The 3,603-nt window shown below is 49.1% G+C and carries 3 protein-coding genes and 1 riboswitch; all 3 genes read right to left on the reverse strand.

Annotated features, from left to right (window positions below):
• Positions 1-281 precede the first annotated feature (281 nt).
• Positions 282-992 carry a precorrin-2 C(20)-methyltransferase gene (locus tag QT979_RS28540; RefSeq protein WP_333217041.1) on the reverse strand — a complete coding sequence of 237 codons (711 nt, stop codon included), beginning with the start codon at positions 990-992 and terminating at the stop codon, positions 282-284.
• Positions 989-1,618 (reverse strand): precorrin-8X methylmutase, encoded by a 630-nt coding sequence (locus tag QT979_RS28545; protein WP_333217043.1) that lies wholly within the window; start codon positions 1,616-1,618, stop codon positions 989-991. Before QT979_RS28545 ends, QT979_RS28540 begins: the two co-directional genes overlap by 4 nt.
• A gap of 179 nt (positions 1,619-1,797) precedes the next feature.
• Complete coding sequence (cobG, locus tag QT979_RS28550; RefSeq protein WP_333217045.1) at positions 1,798-3,375, reverse strand: precorrin-3B synthase; 1,578 nt, start codon at positions 3,373-3,375, stop codon at positions 1,798-1,800.
• Between the two features lie 8 nt (positions 3,376-3,383).
• A riboswitch (adenosylcobalamin-variant (AdoCbl-variant) riboswitch) is annotated at positions 3,384-3,463 on the reverse strand.
• Positions 3,464-3,603: the final 140 nt, after the last annotated feature.

Consider the following 3,603-nt stretch of genomic DNA (forward strand, 5'->3'; position numbering starts at 1 on the left):
AAAAGCGTTCCCAGACGTTGGCGCTTTCGCGCTGCTGTAAGGTTGTTGTCATTGTTTTATGATTGCTTTATTTGGTTTTCAATGTTCGTGACGGCTTTGTGTTCCGCCATGTAAATAAACATAAAGCATATTCTCAGGTTTGTAAAGTTTTTTTAACAACAGATTAACTAATGAAAGTTATAAGCTTAAGTTATCAATATGAAGAAAACTGGATAAAGAGGTAAGAATGCACAAAAAAGTAGGTAAAGCCTGGAAGCGCGTCGCCTTCAGGCATGGAAATATTAAGATACAGACTTTTGCTGGCTGGGGATCATAATGAGAGCCCAATAGGGAACTTCAGCGGGATCGACATCTGCGATCGCCCGAATTCGCTGATTCGGCATAGTTGCGCGTTCTATATACAGTGCTCGATCGAACTGTCCCAACTCAATCAGTACGTCCCGGACTTTCGCAAAATGCCGGCCCAGCTTAATAATCACAGCAGCATCAACAACCGCCAGTCGATCGCGCAAAACCTCAGCCTCCAGCGTCGCAGGCATAATACTTAACACATCGTTACGATAAGTCAGCGGCACCCCCAACGCAGCCGCACTCGCCATTGTCGAAGAGATTCCCGGCACAACTTCAGTGGTAAATGTCCCTGACAAACGGTTGAATAGATACATAAACGAGCCGTAGAGAAAAGGTTCGCCCTCACATAGCACCGCCACATCCTGTCCCTCGCTCAGATGGGCGGCAATTTTCTCGGCAGCAATATCATAATAAGGTTGAGACGATCGCGTCGGACTAAAAGGTAGCGGCATCGGAATCTCAATTTGCTCCGGGCGCAGATAATCTGCGACGATCGCCCGCGCCAGCACCTTACCATTTTCCATCGCCGGATAGGCAATCACCGACACCGATTGCAAAATCCGATAAGCTTTCAAAGTAATCAACTCTGGATCGCCAGGGCCAATACCCAAACCATACAATTTACCATTCGCCTTAGTCATAATTCATCCTTTTTCGCTAACGCATTAACGGCCGCCGTTGCCATTGCACTGCCACCGCGCCGCCCGTGCAACGTAATAAATGGCACTCCCCGACTGTTGGTGGCCAGTTCGGCTTTGGATTCGGCAGCCCCCACAAATCCTACCGGGAAACCCAGAATTAAAGACGGTTTAGGTGCTCCGGCATCCAGCATTTCCAGTAGCCGGAACAAAGCAGTTGGGGCATTGCCAATTGCCACAACCGCACCCTGCAAGTTGTCCAGCCATAAATCCAGGGCCGCCGCAGATCGAGTATTTCCCATTTGCCGTGCCAACTCCGGGATCTCGGAATGCCAGAGGGTGCAAATCACCGGATTGTCAGCGGGAAGGCGTTTGCGAGTGATGCCTTCGGCCACCATCCGGGCATCGCAGAGAATAGGCGCACCTGCGACGAGGGCGTTGTGTCCCGCGGTGGCTGCACCGGGGGAAGCTGCTAAATCTGTAACAATATCGGTCATGCCGCAACTGTGAATTAGTCGCACGGCTACCGATTCTAAATCGGGTGGCAAGCTTGACAAATCTGCTTCGGCTCGAATTGTGGCGAAGGATTTAATGTAGATTTCTGTTCCGTCTCGAATGTAGTCAATCATTGTTTAAAACTGCTATGAGAATTTCGTGGGATTTGTGAAATAGATTTTTTGAATGAACCGCGAAGGCTCTTTCGGCGAAGCCGTTCCCGTAGGGTAGGACGCGAAGGAAGAAAGATCCAGAGAGATTAGGAAGAGAAATACTTAAAAATTGTCATTTTTAATGGGATCTTTTTTCACTTTTAATTCCGATTTTCGGTGCTCAACAACTCCTGCAATTGGTCGATCGCCTGCCGATCAACAAACTCACCAAATGACTCCAAAGGCTCTCGAAACCGCTGATACACTCGCAACATTCGCTCGATCGCACGGGGCATCTCGATCACACTCACCGCCGGAAAAATTGGTCGTCCGAAGGGCAAATCTTTTCTACCCGCATAAATGTCGTAACCTTCGATCGTCTCGTGTCCTCGCTCAATCTGAATTCCCACCAGCGTGATATCAATTGGCTGGTGCTGGGCGCAGGACTTTTGGCAACCGCTGAAATGAATGTTAATCGGCAGGTCGATCGTCAATTTTTGCGCTAAATTCCGCACCATTGCTAGGGCGTGACTTTGAGTATCTGTCGCCGCCGACGCACAGCCGCTGCTGCCGGCACAAGCCACCAAGCACGAATCTAGGCGAGTCGCCGACGAGTGCAATCCCAAATCGGCGATTTGCTGTTTTACCTCAAAAAGCTGAGAGTTGGGGATATCAGAAATCAACAGATTTTGCCACGGCGTAAGTCTCAGAGTACCACTGGCTAGTTTTTGGGCTACATTTGCCAAATTCCGCAGTTGCTTTGATTCTAGCCTACCTAGAGGCAGTGCAATTCCCATGTAGGATAAATCCGACTGTCGCTGAGGGTGGATGCCGAGATGTCGGTGATTGGGGAGGGATTTTTCAGATAAGTCGATCAATCGGGCGGGCAAGATGCCCACCCCACAAGGAAATTCACTCTTTGTGGAACAGGCATCTTGGCTATTTTTGGGAAATGTGCAAGATGTGAATTGCCCTAAAAATGGTAAATTCTGCTGTACCCTTTCTAGATAACTTTCAGCGCCCCAATCTGCCAGCAGGTGACGCAAACGCGGTTTTTTGCCATCAATTCGAGGTCGATTTTTGGTGTATTCAAGATAGGTGCTAGCGAGGGTGGCTAATACTGAAATACATTGCGATTCTTGGATTAAAATTCCTGTATCGCCGTTTAAATGTAGCCTAAAAAGGATTTCTGATTGGGTTGAAAGCGCTTCAGCAGCTAATAAAATATCGTTGCGTAAAGCCTGGATCGAAACAGATTCCCCGCCGTCGAAGCCAATACTGAACTTAGGCGAAAGTTCCGACAATTCGGGATTCGTTTGCAGGTAATCATCCCAAGCTTTCACTAGCGGGCGAGTATCGAGTAACTGCTGGCGATCGATCCCTGCTGTCGGGCTTGCCATAGTATTGCGAATCGGGTCAACTTCAACGCGGCGAGACGCTATCCCCAATTCCTGCAAGCGGTTCCAGACTTCCGGGGCAATTTCCGATTTCACTTCTCGGATTTGCAAATTTGCCCGATTTGTCACTTGCAAACAGCCGGTACTGTATTGATCGGCTAAATCGGCGATCGTCCGACACTGCTGCGCGTTTAAAATTCCCCCCGGAATCCGCATTCTCGATAAAACTCCGTCTCGGGCTTGGGAACCGTAAAATAAACCCGGACAAGTCGGCAAATCAGTCAAAGCTAACAAATAATCTCCTCCCCGTGCTACGCAGGGAATCCAAAAGTAAACGCCCACAAAGCGCCCCCGAAATCGGCATTCTGACTTTTACAGTTGCGGCACAGCGCCGGAATTGCACCGGACTTTCCCGCTTTCAGGTTTTAGAAAGGTATCACGAGCTGACCTACAGAAAGCAAAACCCTCAACTTTCTTAACAAAACCCCTGGCGATGGCGTCGGACCCCGCAACCTACGCCCCTGTCTCTCCTTACATCAGCTTTCCTAATCACAGTCATCAGTTTAACTG

Source organism: Microcoleus sp. w2-18bC1 (assembly GCF_036700365.1).
Taxonomy (GTDB): domain Bacteria; phylum Cyanobacteriota; class Cyanobacteriia; order Cyanobacteriales; family Microcoleaceae; genus Microcoleus.